Source organism: Dietzia maris (assembly GCF_014144855.1).
GTDB classification, from domain to species: Bacteria; Actinomycetota; Actinomycetes; order Mycobacteriales; family Mycobacteriaceae; genus Dietzia; species Dietzia kunjamensis.
Map to the genome: position 1 here is coordinate 1 of NZ_JAALDN010000427.1, position 1,039 is coordinate 1,039.

Sequence of the window (1,039 nt, forward strand, 5' to 3'; positions counted from 1 at the left end):
TGCTTGCCGACACCATCTGCCGCACCGTCGAGCTCGGGGTGACGATCACCGACGCCGCTGTGGCTGACGAGCTCACGCACCTGTTCTGCGCCCCGGTCACACTGGACCCGGTCTGCGCCGAGTGCGGGATGGCGGGCCGTTTGCGGGACCACGTCGAGCGGCGAGTGACCGACCTGCCGATCGTGGGTCATCCCACCAGACTGCATGTGCGGGTACCGCGCTTCACCTGCGACAACACCGAGTGCGCTACGAGGGTCTTCCAGCAGCGGATGCCGGCGTTGGCTGAGCCGCGGGCCAAGACCACCCGCCGCTGCAGCCGCTGGATCCTGCAGCGTCTGGCGATCGACCGCACCAGCGTGTCCGCGGTCGCCAAGGCCCTCGGGCTGGGCTGGGATCTCGTCAACGACCTGGCGGTCTCGAAGATCCGCTCCATGGTCTACGAGCAGCCCGGACACTTCGACGGCGTCCGCATCCTCGGGGTCGATGAGCACAAATGGAAGCACGTGCGCGGCGACGGCAGCAGCTCGTTCGTCACCGTCCTGGTCGACCTGACCCCGGTCGTGGACGGCACCGGCCCGTCCCGGTTGCTGGACATGGTCCCGGGCCGTTCGGCGAAGGTCCTCACCGAGTGGCTCGACGCCCGCGACCAGGTGTTTCGAGACCGAGTCAAGGTGGTCACGATGGACGGGTTCGCCGGCTACCACACCGCCGCCGCCAGCGCGGTGCCCGCTGCCCGGACGGTGATGGACCCGTTCCACGTCGTGCACCTGGCCGCCGACAAGCTCACCGTGTGCCGCCAACGCATCCAGCAGGCCACCACCGGACACCGGGGACGGACCGGCGATCCGCTGTACGGCATCCGCCGCACCCTGCGCACCCGCGCTGAGCTACTGACCGACAAGCAGAAGGTTCGCCTGTTCAAGGCGTTCACCGCCAATGACGCGCACGCGGCGGTGGAGGTCACCTACAGCGTCTACCAGCGACTCATCGCCGCCTACGAAGCCGCAGGCAAGCGGGAGGGCAAGATCGCGATGTACAA

At 68.5% G+C, this 1,039-nt stretch carries 1 protein-coding gene; it reads left to right on the forward strand.

The window, feature by feature from the left end:
* Positions 1-1,039, forward strand: a 1,039-nt coding sequence (locus G6024_RS13675; protein WP_159148944.1) for an ISL3 family transposase, incomplete at both ends; no start/stop codon positions are given.